This window comes from Pedobacter suwonensis (assembly GCF_900111825.1).
In the GTDB taxonomy this organism is placed as follows: domain Bacteria; phylum Bacteroidota; class Bacteroidia; order Sphingobacteriales; family Sphingobacteriaceae; genus Pedobacter; species Pedobacter suwonensis.
The window spans coordinates 266,710-279,600 of sequence record NZ_FOJM01000003.1; the positions used below are offsets into that span (position 1 = coordinate 266,710).

At 39.4% G+C, this 12,891-nt stretch carries 17 protein-coding genes; 6 read left to right on the plus strand and 11 right to left on the minus strand.

Annotated features, from left to right (window positions below):
• Positions 1–23: 23 nt before the first annotated feature.
• The 9 genes from BM107_RS05640 to BM107_RS24615 all read right to left on the minus strand — a co-directional run bounded on the left by BM107_RS05640 (position 24) and on the right by BM107_RS24615 (position 2,682).
• Positions 24–260 (minus strand): class I lanthipeptide, encoded by a 237-nt coding sequence (locus BM107_RS05640; protein WP_090981140.1) that lies wholly within the window; start codon positions 258–260, stop codon positions 24–26.
• A gap of 27 nt (positions 261–287) precedes the next feature.
• Positions 288–527 (minus strand): class I lanthipeptide, encoded by a 240-nt coding sequence (locus tag BM107_RS05645; protein WP_090981141.1) that lies wholly within the window; start codon positions 525–527, stop codon positions 288–290.
• A gap of 38 nt (positions 528–565) precedes the next feature.
• Positions 566–799 (minus strand): class I lanthipeptide, encoded by a 234-nt coding sequence (locus BM107_RS05650; protein WP_090981143.1) that lies wholly within the window; start codon positions 797–799, stop codon positions 566–568.
• Positions 800–821: 22 nt separating this feature from the next.
• Positions 822–1,055, minus strand: a complete 234-nt coding sequence (locus BM107_RS24475; RefSeq protein WP_134204482.1) for a class I lanthipeptide — start codon at positions 1,053–1,055, stop codon at positions 822–824.
• A 293-nt stretch (positions 1,056–1,348) separates the two neighbouring features.
• A complete protein-coding gene (locus BM107_RS05660; RefSeq protein WP_090981146.1) occupies positions 1,349–1,582 on the minus strand; it encodes a class I lanthipeptide in 234 nt (77 codons plus the stop codon).
• A 25-nt stretch (positions 1,583–1,607) separates the two neighbouring features.
• Positions 1,608–1,838 carry a class I lanthipeptide gene (locus tag BM107_RS05665; RefSeq protein WP_090981148.1) on the minus strand — a complete coding sequence of 77 codons (231 nt, stop codon included), beginning with the start codon at positions 1,836–1,838 and terminating at the stop codon, positions 1,608–1,610.
• A 25-nt stretch (positions 1,839–1,863) separates the two neighbouring features.
• Positions 1,864–2,097, minus strand: a complete 234-nt coding sequence (locus BM107_RS05670) for a class I lanthipeptide (protein ID WP_090981149.1) — start codon at positions 2,095–2,097, stop codon at positions 1,864–1,866.
• 211 nt (positions 2,098–2,308) lie between these two features.
• Positions 2,309–2,527 carry a hypothetical protein gene (locus BM107_RS05675; RefSeq protein ID WP_090981152.1) on the minus strand — a complete coding sequence of 73 codons (219 nt, stop codon included), beginning with the start codon at positions 2,525–2,527 and terminating at the stop codon, positions 2,309–2,311.
• 2 nt (positions 2,528–2,529) lie between these two features.
• Positions 2,530–2,682 (minus strand): hypothetical protein, encoded by a 153-nt coding sequence (locus tag BM107_RS24615; RefSeq protein WP_159435201.1) that lies wholly within the window; start codon positions 2,680–2,682, stop codon positions 2,530–2,532.
• A 147-nt stretch (positions 2,683–2,829) separates the two neighbouring features.
• On the opposite strand from BM107_RS24615, the gene BM107_RS05680 reads away from it, so the two are divergent.
• A complete protein-coding gene (locus BM107_RS05680; RefSeq protein ID WP_090981154.1) occupies positions 2,830–3,885 on the plus strand; it encodes a sensor histidine kinase in 1,056 nt (351 codons plus the stop codon).
• Positions 3,872–4,609 carry a LytR/AlgR family response regulator transcription factor gene (locus BM107_RS05685; protein WP_090981156.1) on the plus strand — a complete coding sequence of 246 codons (738 nt, stop codon included), beginning with the start codon at positions 3,872–3,874 and terminating at the stop codon, positions 4,607–4,609. Before BM107_RS05680 ends, BM107_RS05685 begins: the two co-directional genes overlap by 14 nt.
• On the opposite strand, the gene BM107_RS05690 is transcribed toward BM107_RS05685, so the two are convergent.
• Positions 4,610–7,510, minus strand: a complete 2,901-nt coding sequence (locus BM107_RS05690) for a lantibiotic dehydratase (protein ID WP_090981157.1) — start codon at positions 7,508–7,510, stop codon at positions 4,610–4,612. It abuts the gene before it with no gap.
• Positions 7,511–8,153: 643 nt separating this feature from the next.
• Between BM107_RS05690 and BM107_RS05695 the strand changes: the two genes are divergently transcribed.
• Positions 8,154–8,705: a hypothetical protein gene (locus tag BM107_RS05695; protein ID WP_090981159.1), complete on the plus strand. Its 552-nt coding sequence runs from the start codon at positions 8,154–8,156 to the stop codon at positions 8,703–8,705.
• An 86-nt stretch (positions 8,706–8,791) separates the two neighbouring features.
• On the opposite strand, the gene BM107_RS05700 is transcribed toward BM107_RS05695, so the two are convergent.
• Positions 8,792–9,847, minus strand: a complete 1,056-nt coding sequence (locus BM107_RS05700; protein WP_090981162.1) for a hypothetical protein — start codon at positions 9,845–9,847, stop codon at positions 8,792–8,794.
• A gap of 377 nt (positions 9,848–10,224) precedes the next feature.
• Here BM107_RS05700 and BM107_RS05705 point away from each other — a divergent pair, with 377 nt between their 5' ends.
• From BM107_RS05705 to BM107_RS05715, 3 genes are all read left to right on the plus strand, one after another.
• Positions 10,225–10,434: a hypothetical protein gene (locus tag BM107_RS05705; RefSeq protein WP_090981164.1), complete on the plus strand. Its 210-nt coding sequence runs from the start codon at positions 10,225–10,227 to the stop codon at positions 10,432–10,434.
• 269 nt (positions 10,435–10,703) lie between these two features.
• A complete protein-coding gene (locus BM107_RS05710) occupies positions 10,704–12,140 on the plus strand; it encodes a tetratricopeptide repeat-containing sensor histidine kinase (RefSeq protein ID WP_134204478.1) in 1,437 nt (478 codons plus the stop codon).
• A gap of 11 nt (positions 12,141–12,151) precedes the next feature.
• Positions 12,152–12,817 carry a DNA-binding transcriptional response regulator gene (locus tag BM107_RS05715; protein WP_090981168.1) on the plus strand — a complete coding sequence of 222 codons (666 nt, stop codon included), beginning with the start codon at positions 12,152–12,154 and terminating at the stop codon, positions 12,815–12,817.
• Positions 12,818–12,891: the final 74 nt, after the last annotated feature.

Consider the following 12,891-nt stretch of genomic DNA (forward strand, 5'->3'; position numbering starts at 1 on the left):
AGGTTTTTATAATTAATGATTAATTATTTACAACTACACCCACAGGTACTGGTTACAGGGCAGGTTTTTGAAGCAATAATGGATTGCTTACCGCAGCTTCCGCCTTCAGCCTCTGCAGCAGAAAGAATCGGGATATCAATTACAACTGTAGAACCTGCAGCAGCAGCCTGACCGCCGGCTACCAGTTCCATTTGTTCTTCGTTCAATTTTGCAACAGTTTCTTTGTTCAGCGCAAGTTTGGTTTTTAATTGCTTTTTCATTTTTTCTGAGGTTTTTATAGTTAATGATTATTTACAGCTACACCCACAGGTACTGGTTACAGGGCAGGTTTTTGAAGCAATAATGGATTGCCTGCCGCAGCTATCACCCTCTACTGCTGCTGCTTCAGCCCTTAGCTCAATACCGATTACCACCGTAGAGCCAGCAGCAGCAGCCTGGCCGCCAGCTACCAGTTCCATCTGCTCTTCATTGAGTTTTGCAACAGTTTCCTTGTTCAGGGAAAGTTTTGTTTTTAATTGTTTTTTCATTTTTTCCAAGGTTTTGTTTATAAATTGATGAATTGTTTTTAGCAGCTACATTTACAGGTACTGGTTGCCGGACATGTCTTTGAGGCAATGATGGATTGCTTACCACAGCTGCCACCGTCATCAGCTACCGAAGCTTCAGCTTCAAAGCCAATAACCACCGTTGATCTCTCAGCAGCGGCCTGGCCGCCACCAATCAGCTCCATTTGTTCCTCATTTAATTTGGCTACAGTTTCTTTGTTTAGAGAAAGTTTGGTTTTTAATTGCTTTTTCATATCATGATGTTTTGATGATTAATTATTTACAGCTACACTCGCAGGTACTGGTTGCAGGACAGGTTTTTGAAGCAATAATTGATTTCTGACCACAGCTGCCGCCGTCGGCAGCTTCGGCTTCCAAACTCAGGCCCACTACGAAAGTGGAGCCATCAGCAGCAGCCTGACCACCGGCAATTAGTTCCATCTGTTCTTCATTGAGTTTGGCAACGGTTTCCTTGTTAAGGGATAGTTTGGTTTTGAGTTGTTTTTTCATAAGATTTGATTTTTTATGGTGATTGATTAAGTTATTTTGCTTTTTATTAGCATCACTGACAGCCGATTCATTTGAAAGCAGTTTTTTGAAAACCGTTACTGTCTGTTTACCACCGACTTTGCTCCTTGAGAATGTTTCTGAAAGAACATCCGGTACAATTTGTTGCATCAGTGTCCAGGCATGTCAACCAGCTATCAGCTTCATTTGCTCTTAATTTAGTTTTGCGAGGTTTCTGTACTCAATAAGCCCTTTTTAGTCTGTCTTTTTTTCTAGTGATTTAGTGCAGGTATTTATTAAATCGCGCAGCAACAAGTACTGGTAGGTGGACAGGTTTTGGAATGAATGGGACATGAAGGACCTGTGCTACCGCCGCATTTACCTGTATCAGTATCAAGCCCAATGTCTATCACTACTGTTGCATTGGCCCCGGCAGCCTGACCTCCTGCTACCAGTTCCATCTGCTCTTCGTTAAGCTTTGCTACTGTTTCTTTATTCAATGTAAGTTTTGTTTTTAGCTGTTTTTTCATGGTGATGTAGGGTTAGATATTTGCATTATTCGCACACGCACAGGCAGGAAGTTGTGGCCGGACATGTTTTGGAAACCTGAACGGTTTGCGGCCCACAGTTGCCAACGTCTCCTAAGGCATCTACTTCTGTTTTTGCAGTAACGGGGCCATTTAATGGCAATCCCTGTCCACCGGCAATGAGTTCCATTTGTTCCTCATTCAGTTTAGCAATGGTTTCTTTTGCTAAGGAAAGTTTGACTTTGGGCTGCTTTTTCATTTTGTATATTTTTTATATCACTAAGTTAATCGCAGGTACAAGCACATGAACCGGTTGCCGGGCAGGTTCTTGATTTCATAAATGTTGGATTGCAACTTCCTCCTTGTTCAGTTGAAGAACTGAGTCCTTCTTCCATAATCACCGTAACTAACTTGCTGCAAACCGAATGTCCTCCGGAAATCAGTTCCATTTGTTCCTCATTCAGTTTAGCAATGGTTTCCTTAGCTAAAGAAAGTTTGATTTTAGGCTGTTTTTTCATGTTCAATAGTTTAAAATTGAGATTAATGATTAAAGCCAGGTGGAGATGGAAATGCCTTGGAGGACAGTAGATGGCTATCCTCCATAAGCACTTTCAACAGAGCCATTCCGAGCGTTTTTCATAGGTAGATTGCTTTTCAGGCATGTAGTATATCCTTGTTCAACACTGTATTTTTTTACTGTCATATTGCTATTGATCAGCATTTACAGTTTTATATCAGGCTGTCTTCCTGGCTTACCCGCTTATGGTACTGGTTACGCTGGGCAACATGCATTAAGGCGTAGCCCGATAACTTTGCTTCGAAAGGAAGGTTGAGGCTTAAGCGAATATCATCTTCTGACTGACCACCGCCGATCATGTCGCTTAATTCATCAGATAACACAGTTGCCGAATTTTCCAGGCCAAGCTTTTTCAGTAGTGTTGCTTTCATAATTAAATACCAGTTAATGTTGTTACCAGTGTTTCTGTTGGAAAATAACTTCCGCGCTGATTTAAAACCATTGTTTTTGCAGACGTACTGCGGTTAAGAATCTGAATTTGTTTAACTTCGATTTGCGGTAGTGAAACTTTAATTTGATTTTTCATAGCTTTATGGTTTGTTATTGATATAAATTTGGAGTTTGTTAGAAAGGCTTCAAAATAATTTGTACCAATGAGCGGTTTTGGATGACGAATGAGTGGCTATAAAAGGACAAGTGAAATTTCATTCCTAAGGCAGACAAACTAAATTAAATGGATAGAAAAAACATCGGCATCCATATCATCGTATGGGCGGCATATATTCTTTACGAAGTTCTGATCAGTTATTTTGCCGGGCTTGATCTCCGTCCGCTATTTACCGTATTATCATTTGCCATTAACATTGCTGTATTTTATGCCACATGGCTGGGCTTTATGTTTATAAAAGAACAGAAGCGTTCACTGATGGCAAAGGTTTTAGGCATCACATTAATTACCCTGTTTACACTTGCGGTATCTGCCGTGATGAAGATTTCGGTAGAGGTTTTTCTATATGATAAAAACCTGGAGATTTACCTCACCCGTTACCAGATTACAGCGCTGGTGATGCGTTGGCTTTATTTTTACATTATCGCCATGGGTTTCAGTTTTGCACAGCTTGCCGCCAAACGTGATAAGGAGGTTTACCGTTATAACCTGGAAAGGATGAATATGTTGCAGGAACAGGAACGTTTGAAAAAAAATGCGCTCCAGGCCGAACTTAACCTCATCAAATCGCAGATCAATCCACATTTTGTATTCAATACTTTGGGCTTTTTACATTCTAAAACCTATAAAGCAATGCCCGATGTAGGTAAATCAATACTGATGCTCTCCAATATCATGCGACATGCCTTAACCGGTAGCGAAGGGGGCTATAGTACACTGGAAAGCGAACTGAATTATATCCACGATTTTATCAGGATCCATGATGAAAGAAATGAATCACTTTCGATGGAGTACAGGCTTGAGCCAAATACGAAAGATAAAAAGGTAATTTCACTTATCCTCATTACATTGGTGGAAAATATCTTTAAACATGGCATAATCAAAGATCCTGCAAAGACAGCCATTTTAAGTATTGAAGTAATTGATAACGAGCTTCTTTTTTATTCTTTTAACTATAAAAACAATAATAAAAAGGTACATTCAAACAAAATAGGTATCGAATATGTGAAACAAAAACTAAATGAATTATACCCTGATAACCATTCGCTTACCATTTCCGAAACCGAACATACCTACGAATGTAAATTAAAATTTCCGCTAAAAAGCTATGAAACAACTTAACTGCATTATTATAGATGATGAACCTTATGCACACAATATTTTAAAAGATTTTGTAAATAAGGTTCCATTCCTCAATTTGGCAGGTGTGTTCACCAATCCAATAGAGGCATTGGTTGAAATAAGGGGAAACCATGTTGATCTGGTCTTTTTGGATATCAATATGCCAGAACTTTCAGGCATTGACCTGATCAAAATGCTGCCGCCTGGTATCGAAGTAATCATTACTTCGGCCTATAGTGAATTTGCTGTTGCCGGTTTCGAAAACAATGTTTTGGATTATCTTTTAAAGCCGTATTCTTTTGATCGTTTTTTAAGTGCCACTCAAAAGGTACTGGATAAAATGATGCTGCATTCTTTAAAAAAAGACCAGGATAATAAGCAGCTTAGCACCAAAACGGAAGCTTTTTATTTAAAAACCGACCGCGGCAAAATTGTGAGGATCAATTTTGAGGACATTGTTTATATCGAAGGCTTAAAAAATTATTGCTCGGTGTTTACTGATACACAACGCCATGTATCGCTGGTGAGCATGAAATCGCTATCGGATGGCTTGCCTGAGGGAGAATTTATCAGAACCCATAAATCATATATCATAGCGATCAAAAAAATCAAATCAATTGACGGGAATATGATCCTGTTTGATAACATTACTGAGAAAGTGCCTATCGGGGTTACCTACCGCGATAGTTTTTTCTACATGCTGAATAAAACACTATACAAATAATCAATGGCTGGCCCTGGCCAAACCAGATTTTAGTTGTTTAACCATTATTCCGTATAAAAGACACTCATGCAGCCTTTGCTGGTTTACAAAGTAGCGGTTTATAAGCATGTGGATCACACCTGCTAAAAAACTATCGTTCCAATCCACATGTTTCCCCTCCAGCAGCACTTCTATTTCTTCGCGCCTGTTGTTCAATAATGCTTCGTACTCCTCTACCAGCTTAGGTAAGATGGCACCATATTTTCTAAATAGCTGATCTATCTGTATTTTAATCAGCTTACTATCCATTTCCTTTAAAAAAAAAGCCAGTTGAGTTTCAGCAAACTTTAATTGTATAGCCGCATCTTCGCTTTTGCGTGATAGGTATTCTTTCATCACCCAAAAAATAACCAGCCAGCCCTGCTCAGTATAGTTGTTATTCTCGAACAGTAAAAAAATATAGGAACAGAACCTGCTGTCCACATCAAAAAGGCTTTCAGCCAACTCAATCTGTTCGGCCCCATAGCGTTCAATTTCACGTTCATATGTATCCAGCTGGATATTGCTGATCTGCTGATGCAGGATGAAGGGATCAAGTACCTTTTTAACCAGAAAATAGGTCTGCTGAAAATCATCGGCACTATGCAGCAATATCCGTAAACGTATATGGTGGCCAAATTCGTAATAGCGGATGAAAAACCATTTTTTATAATCAATTATACCTTTGTTTTTATCGAGAAGCTTATATAGGGCAATTAAAACCTGCTGAGCAGTATTTTCGTTTAAGAATATCTTAACATAAAGCCATTCGCTCCCCGGAAAATAATGTCGGGTTATTGTACTTTGGTTTAACGGATAGCTGGCCTTTTTTGCCTCCGTGATGGCGAAGAGGGGTGCAACAAACTGGTGCGCATAGCGTTGGCCTGACTGGTTCTGCAATACAGGTTCCATCTGGCTGTGCAAACACTCTTTAAGCACCAGATGATCAACAGTTTTTGCAGCTTCCTTCAGCAAAACATCAACTGATAATGCATTTTCTACATCAATTAATAATTCATTGTCGCCATTTACCACAAAAAATTTGTCCGGTATCTTCCATTCCAACCTGAACTGTTTAAAAGCTTCCGATCGGCTGCCTTCGTTATTTGTTTTTTTGGTAATGGCTTTAAGATCAGCTGCAGAAAATTTCCAGGTAGCCCGGTGTAAAATGACACCGAAAGTAGTTTCTATGCGCGGAAAAAAAACAAAATCTCCGGCCAAACGCCCCCAATTAAAACTCAGGCCATTTGGACCATTTTGGTGCTGAATATCACATAAAAAAGTATATATGGGATGTTGTGAGCGGTTGTAGTTGTAAGCACTGCTCAACTTTGGGATAATTTCCTTTTTTTTCTTTTTAGAGAAGAGTTTAAAGAGGCCGTTCTGCAGTTTTACCTCAATTTCGTCAAGGCTGATTACCTGCTTTCCTCCTGCCTGGTTAATATAGGCTAACTCGTGCGACCAAAATTGTGGATGCGACATTACATTAGCAGAACGTTCTTCGGGCAGGTGAATAATTTCTGCATAAATGGCATCAGGATTAGTAAGGCTTTCTTTCGCAGCCATGGCTACAGCCAATTGTTTAATGTCATCATCGGCGTCAGCAAACCTTGCCAAAAGGCCCAGGCTGCCAGTACCTGCAACCATTTCAAGAAAAAGTTGCTCCTGATCAAAAAGCTGGAAAACAGCTGCCAAATTTTGCGGCAGATTGTTTAAAGGCTTTTCAGGCACAAAATCTTCCGGCAGGGTAAAGGTATAATCGCCACCTACATTGGCCGAGGTTAGCACCTTGAGCAGTTTTAAATTATTTTCGGTATAGGGCATCTGCTCTACCGGCCTGATTAAACCAGCATTTAAACCTTCGGTAAATAAGGTTTCCTTATTGTGCCACTGGCCATATTCCAGTCCGCTGTCTGGATCGAAGGCTTCCAGCAACGATACACTACGGCCCTGGTATCGCTGCAGAAACTGTGTCTGAAATTGTTTGAGCCTTTTCTGTGGGGCAAAATCAGTTAAATTATGAAGAAGTTTTATCCCTCGTAAAAGTTTACTCTGTAAGCTGTTCTGAACAGTAGCCTTCTGTAAATAATTTACTTTAGTTACATGGATACAGTTGGCCGGGGTTTCACCCAATAGCTTTTTAAGACTAATCTCAATCTCCTGATAGTCCTTAATCATAGTTTCGCTTACACCATATCGATCAGCCGTTCTTTCCAATATGGTTGTTATTAAATGTAATTCAGGCTGTAGGGCTTTTGGCCAGGGCTGTGGCAGATAATCCGGGAAACGCAATCCGATACTTGGCTTGCCGGTATAGGTTAAAAATTGAATCTGGATAAGCTGGTTGATAAAAGCCATGGATTCATCGGGATCAAAATCGCCAAGTAATGCGCTCATCTCCTTACAGGTATAAGCATTTCCCTGCATACGGTTAACCAAACGGGCAATAACCTCATTATAGGCCAGGCCAACAATTTCATATAAACGTTCTCCGTCAACCAACTGACATACAATAAATTTATATTGTTTGCCCTGTAGGTAAATTGTGTTGTTCAGCACATAAGCGGCTGCAGGATCATGTATTTCGCCAAGTTCTGCCAACTGTTCGTTAACAGCGGCATCCAGGGTTATACTTCTTTTAAAGCCTTCACTTAACACCATTTGCAATGATGTACCCCATTGCAATGCCGAGCAACCGGCAAACAAGCCAAAAGGAGTAGCACGGTTGCTCATACGCGCAAGATATTTATAAAAACTTCTGATCAGGTTTTCTTTCTTTAAGCCGTCGATTTTTTCGGTAGCACTGAAAAGGTTATCCAAGTCGTTATAAAGGGATTTACTGGCCAGATAGATGCTCTCCCGTATAAAAGGATTTTTCCACATTTGTATAAGAGCTTCTGGCTGTAAACTGGTAGCTATTGGCAAAGCGGCCGACCTCACTATTAAATGTTGGTAGAAAGAGTATTTCACAAGATGGCGTAATAAGAGTTTAAAAAACAGGAATATTTCGGCTGTATTGCGTTAACAATCAAACACTAATATAACAAAAAACGCGAATCGGAAAAACCTCCTGCACTGCTCTTTAACAGCATCCAAACAGGATGGCAGGTGGTATGCTTTGGCAAAGAAATGCCACAGCATTCTATTGCTAAAATGAGTAGCATAATTTACACGCTAAATTCATGTTGTATATGTTTAATTGATTTCGAAAAGATTAGGAGCACGTGGAATTTAATATCGGCGGGGTAATATTTCCTGATATAAATTCACATCACCGCTGAAAAGCACTCCGCATGAAAAAAATAGTTTGTTATTGCCAAACCATGCAACGAAGTAAAATGGCGGTGCAGTGTTAGCTGGCATTCATCCCGTAGAGGGGCCTGGTTTTAAAGAATGGGATTGTTTAGTATGCTCAGCCAGTTAATGGTCTAAATCAGTTAAAAACGGCTAACCCACTCCAAGCCCAAAAACGGCTCAATCTTTGCTACTACCGAAGCTTAAATTTAGTAAGGAAACCATTTAGATCATGAACAAATTACCAGCACTATCCCTAAAGCCATTGGCCGCAATTTTAATCCTGTTTAGCCTTTTCTGCACGGCCTGCTCCGAAACTCCTGAACGTTTCTTCGACATCGCCATCCTTAACACCAATATGATCAACGATTTTGCCAGTGCCAATCTGGCCCGGCATATTGAAGATGAAACGAAAGAATATCCCGATATCCCGTCCAGTAAAAAGAAAGGCAATGAAGCAGCAGTTAGCCTCAATAACAAAATATTATACCTCGAACAATCGCTGGAGAAAGTGAAAAAACTTTCAGCCTCCGGAGAAGAAGAAAAACAAATTAAAGCCCTCTCCCAGCAATTATACGAACTGGTTATCCCTGTTTATAAAAATGAATACCTGGCTTACGCAAAACTCTGCGACAGTAAAGGCAGTCGGGCAGCCAAAGATGAAATGATTAAAAATATCGCTGAAAAATATGGGGCACGTTTTGAGCAAACCTTTAATGCCTTAATGGAAAAAGGCAAAACCTATGCCCATGAACACAACATCCAGGTAAACTGGGGAAAATAAAATTCATATATGGTTTAATTCAGGTTTGAATATCTGAATTAAACCATTATCAACTTCCAACACCTGCCGGCCATCATCTGCTCACGCTACGCACCAGTAGCCTGCAACTCATTGCCAAGAAGCGCCGTTGTTTCTTCTTCCTCAGTATCTGATTCTTTCACAGCGGGTTTCACTTCTTTCTCCAGCTTGCTCATTCCATAACCACACAGGCTTATAAAAAAAGCAGCACATATAAACCATACCAGTCGGGTAAGTATATACCTGTAATTAGACGTGTACCTGGTTAAAATCGTACTGGTAAGTGGTTTTAAAACCCGTTGTAAATCCTGAGGATAAGGACCGCTGGCGGTAAAAAACTCATGATCCTTTCCATGGCCTTTATACCACACTTTACCAATTGAATAACTGGTCAAGGTATCAGGTAAAGTGATTTTCTGTTGCTGTGTTAGCGTTTTCTCATTTAAAGGAATTATTGGCGCACCAACATTTTGTTTCCCATCCTTAATGGGCTCATAGTGATCTTCATCCCAGTACATAAATTTTTCATCTGATGCTGGCATCCTGATTTTGGTCCTATGTTCCCAATAAGCAAAAGAAATGGTGCCAATTAGCAACAAAATGATACAGGAAATGGTGATGTAGGGCTGAGAGAATTTCGGCACATAAACTGGTTCCTCAGGTTGTTTAGGGCCGGGTTGTTTGGCATCACCATCAGGCGGTCTTGTTGGAGCAGGAAAAAGATCATCTATAGGTATCCCCCCAATTTTAATTGTTTTTTCAGTACTTGAATAATAGTAAGAACTTCTAGGTCTGGGTTCCAAATCTATTAACCAAGCTAAAAGATTACTATTTCTCTCATCTGTTGTCTCTGTTTCACCTTTGATGTGCTTCCAAAGAGCTCGGTAGTCGTCAGGCTCGGAATCATTTATAACTTTTCGAAAGTCATCGCATTTCATTTTATCCACCTTGAAGAACGTCGAAAGTATATCGATATCATTTGGATTATTTCTGCTGTCATAAACCTTTAAACAAGCCTTTCTTAATTTGGTAGTAGTTTCTTCAGGCAAAATTGCATGCAGCTTCCCATTATCTCTCATCTTTTTATAGGCAGCCAATACTATGTCTTGATAATCTTCAGGCATTTTTCAAAAATTTAGGCGTAAAAATAGAAATGGAATTTTTGGAATCTTTACGGGTTTCCGGAATTCCTTGGAATTTAAAAAGAATTCTTTAGAATCTTTGGAATTATCTAAAAACTAGCAGTTTGAAGCTTGGATATTTGTCTCAACAATTAATTCAAGCGACGATTCAAACAATAATCCAGCAAAGAACTAAATGTTAAAAACGAGTAGAAATCGCGGTTGTGAATAGCCGGTTTGGGAAGCAGTTATTGGCTCCCGCGACAGACACTCAATACTTCCCAAAAATTTCAGAAGGCCTTCTGATGAACATTCGCAGCATCCCCCACGCACGGGGCGTGGGGAACTGCCAGTACATCAACTTTTAAATTTTTGATAAGATGTTTTTACCTCTTTTTATTGCCATATTACTTGGCCTGGCAACGCCTACAAATACAAATAACAATTGCGACCACAACGGTGGTACAGTAGTAAATGCTAATAATACCGACCCTAATAACCCTGGTGATCCGGGGACGGATCCTGGAAATGGTGATCCAGGTGATGACACTGGTGGTGAGGGAAGTCATACCCCACCCAAAAACCCTTAGTTTCAAGCAAATGGCGGTTTTAAACCGCCATTTGCTTATATTTGAAGTAAATTTCAAATTTCGTGAAGAATTATCTAATAATCATTCTCTCAATTTTCATATCAACCTGTAATAAGGAAAGAAAAAACGAACACAGCAATAGGCAAGATGTTTATTTCTTAAAGGCTGAATCGCTTTATAATAAAAATAGTGATTCTGCTTTTTACTATTTCTATCGATTTACTACACTGAATAGGGATAGTTTACTTACTGGGCAGGCATTTTCTTACATGGCCCTTATACAATCAAATGCTGGAGACAACTACGGAGCTCAGGAGAGCTTAATACATTCACTTAAATATTTAAATAAAAATATAAAGGACCATTGGCTATCCATTGCAACTAATTACAATGAGCTTGGATTAACAAGTATGAATCTTAAAGATTATAAAACCGCTTTAGGCTATTTTAATAATGCCTTACCTTTTTATACTAACCTAAATTACCTATGTAGCGCTCTTAATAACAAGGCTTGGGCTTATAGAGAATTAGGGCAATATAATAAAGCAATTAAAATTTATAAATACATTCTAAACCAAAAAGTAGATACTACAGAATATGCCAGATTTCTTTCTAATTTTGAAAAAACAAAATGGCTACAAAATTCAAATTATAATGCTGGTCCTCAATTTCTAAAAGCACTACAGATTCGTAGCATTGAAAACGATCACTGGGGTCAAAATGCCAGTTATGCCCATCTTGCAGATTTTTATGAGAAGAAGATGCCAGACTCGGCACTAATATACGCTCAAAAAATGTATTTAACTGCAACGAAACTTAATAGTCCTGATGATCAACTTGAAGCCCTACAAAAACTTATAAAACTAAGTCCTGCTAAAGAGACCAAATATTTTTTCAGCGTTTATGAAAAATTAAATGACAGTCTGCAAACCGCGCGTAGCGCTGCCAAAAACCAATTTGCCCTGATCCGCTACGAAACCGAAAAAAGCAAAGCCGACAACCTTGTTTTGCAAAAAGACAATGATGGTAAACGATATCAAATCATCATTCTGGCATTCGGTATTGTTTTAATATCTGTTACCGGCACCGTTCTTTATAAAAAAAGAAAACAACGGATAGAGCTTCAGGCTCAAAACACCATCCGCGAAAATAAACTCAAAACCTCCCAAAAAGTGCATGATGTAGTGGCCAACGGACTGTATAAGATCATGAGCAAACTTGATAACCAGGAAACCCTAAAAAATAATCCGGTTATTAACGAGATAGAAGAACTTTACGAACAATCGCGCGACCTCTCCTACGAGAAACCTAGACCTAAAAATCCTCATTTTCACGAAAAAATATTCGATCTTTTAAAATCCTTCGCTTCCGAAAATACCAGGGTAATACTGGTAGGCAATTCCATTCAACTGTGGGAACAAGTTTCAGAACAGGCCAAAGAAGAAATACAACATATCCTTCAGGAACTGATGGTGAATATGAGCAAACATAGTCAGGCCAGTGATGTGGTGATCAGGTTTGAGCAGGCACAACAAAAAATAAACATTTCTTATACGGATAATGGTATAGGCATTAGGGGTGGGGTGCAACCCAACAACGGACTTACCAATACGGGAACCCGTATTGAAGCAATTGGCGGTACCATTACCTTTGATACCAAAGTTGAAAAGGGGCTTAAAATCCAAATCTCTTTTCCGGTTTCCTAATTGTATTAAATATGTTTAAAAGAATACTCATTGCCGAAGATCAAGAAACACAGAATATTTCGCTGCAAAAAACATTGGCCGAACTGGGCGCAGCAAAACCCGAATATGTTTATTATTGCGATGACGCCCTCACCTGGATAAAAAATGCGGTTAAAACAGAACAGCCCTATGATCTGCTGATTACCGATCTTTACTTTGAAGAAGACCATAATCGTCAAAAAATTACAGGAGGCACCGAACTCATCAAAGCGGCGAAAGAAGTACAGCCTGATTTAAAAATACTGGTATTTTCTGGCGAAAGTAAAACGGCGGTTATCGACATGTTATTCAAGGAAATGAATATTGACGGCTATGTGCGCAAAGCCCGCCATGATGGTCAATACCTCAAGCTGGCCATTAATGCCATCCATAACCATAAGAAATACCTTTCACCCGATTTAAAACTCGCACGAAAAGAAAATAATTCTCACGATTTTACAGATTTAGATATTGCCATTATTTCCCAACTCGTGGAAGGAACACCTCAAAAAAATATTCCTTATTACCTGCAGGAGAACAACATTAAACCATCTGGACTGAGCAGCATTGAAAAACGTCTTAACTTAATGAAAGAGGTATTGGGTTTCTCTAAAAACGAACAGCTGATCGCTTATTGTAAAGACGTAGGGATTATTTAGGATTTTGCCGGGCGGTAAGCGTTTGCGGTCAATTGATCAAAAAGCGCTGAGTCCATAGTCCCGGGCCAGCTATA

Bases quoted from the DNA above. Each gene is read 5' to 3' on its own strand.
- BM107_RS05640 (WP_090981140.1), bottom strand. From the start codon at position 260: ATGAAAAAGCAATTAAAAACCAAACTTGCGCTGAACAAAGAAACTGTT.
- BM107_RS05645 (WP_090981141.1), bottom strand. From the start codon at position 527: ATGAAAAAACAATTAAAAACAAAACTTTCCCTGAACAAGGAAACTGTT.
- BM107_RS05650 (WP_090981143.1), bottom strand. From the start codon at position 799: ATGAAAAAGCAATTAAAAACCAAACTTTCTCTAAACAAAGAAACTGTA.
- BM107_RS24475 (WP_134204482.1), bottom strand. From the start codon at position 1,055: ATGAAAAAACAACTCAAAACCAAACTATCCCTTAACAAGGAAACCGTT.
- BM107_RS05660 (WP_090981146.1), bottom strand. From the start codon at position 1,582: ATGAAAAAACAGCTAAAAACAAAACTTACATTGAATAAAGAAACAGTA.
- BM107_RS05665 (WP_090981148.1), bottom strand. From the start codon at position 1,838: ATGAAAAAGCAGCCCAAAGTCAAACTTTCCTTAGCAAAAGAAACCATT.
- BM107_RS05670 (WP_090981149.1), bottom strand. From the start codon at position 2,097: ATGAAAAAACAGCCTAAAATCAAACTTTCTTTAGCTAAGGAAACCATT.
- BM107_RS05675 (WP_090981152.1), bottom strand. From the start codon at position 2,527: ATGAAAGCAACACTACTGAAAAAGCTTGGCCTGGAAAATTCGGCAACT.
- BM107_RS24615 (WP_159435201.1), bottom strand. From the start codon at position 2,682: ATGAAAAATCAAATTAAAGTTTCACTACCGCAAATCGAAGTTAAACAA.
- BM107_RS05680 (WP_090981154.1), top strand. From the start codon at position 2,830: ATGGATAGAAAAAACATCGGCATCCATATCATCGTATGGGCGGCATAT.
- BM107_RS05685 (WP_090981156.1), top strand. From the start codon at position 3,872: ATGAAACAACTTAACTGCATTATTATAGATGATGAACCTTATGCACAC.
- BM107_RS05690 (WP_090981157.1), bottom strand. From the start codon at position 7,510: ATGTGGAAAAATCCTTTTATACGGGAGAGCATCTATCTGGCCAGTAAA.
- BM107_RS05695 (WP_090981159.1), top strand. From the start codon at position 8,154: ATGAACAAATTACCAGCACTATCCCTAAAGCCATTGGCCGCAATTTTA.
- BM107_RS05700 (WP_090981162.1), bottom strand. From the start codon at position 9,847: ATGCCTGAAGATTATCAAGACATAGTATTGGCTGCCTATAAAAAGATG.
- BM107_RS05705 (WP_090981164.1), top strand. From the start codon at position 10,225: ATGTTTTTACCTCTTTTTATTGCCATATTACTTGGCCTGGCAACGCCT.
- BM107_RS05710 (WP_134204478.1), top strand. From the start codon at position 10,704: ATGGCCCTTATACAATCAAATGCTGGAGACAACTACGGAGCTCAGGAG.
- BM107_RS05715 (WP_090981168.1), top strand. From the start codon at position 12,152: ATGTTTAAAAGAATACTCATTGCCGAAGATCAAGAAACACAGAATATT.